This window comes from Mesorhizobium sp. GbtcB19 (assembly GCF_019091085.1).
GTDB lineage: Bacteria > Pseudomonadota > Alphaproteobacteria > Rhizobiales > Rhizobiaceae > Mesorhizobium.
Window position 1 is genome coordinate 1 of sequence record NZ_JAGXJY010000311.1, and the last position, 258, is coordinate 258.

General features: G+C 70.9%; 1 pseudogene. It reads left to right on the plus strand.

Annotated elements, in window-relative coordinates:
* Window positions 1-258 (plus strand): annotated as a pseudogene (locus KVT37_RS32380) (glycosyl hydrolase family 5); the annotation flags it as partial.

The window sequence follows — 258 nt, forward strand, 5'->3', positions numbered from 1 at the left end:
CGCTAACGCGCGAACATCCGGCACCCCTCACCGACTATGACTGGCCGCCTTTCCAATCGCAGCGGCCGGCGACGACGCCGGCCGATCTCGCGCGGCTGCGCGCCAGCGGGCTCGATTTCATCCGCCTGCCGGTCGTTCCGGGCCCGTTCCTTGCCGCCGAAGCGGCCCAGCGCGGCGAGTTGATGGACATGCTCGCCGCAGCGGTCGATGCGGCTCGGGCCGCCGACCTCGGCGTCATCGTCAACGTGCAGGCCAATG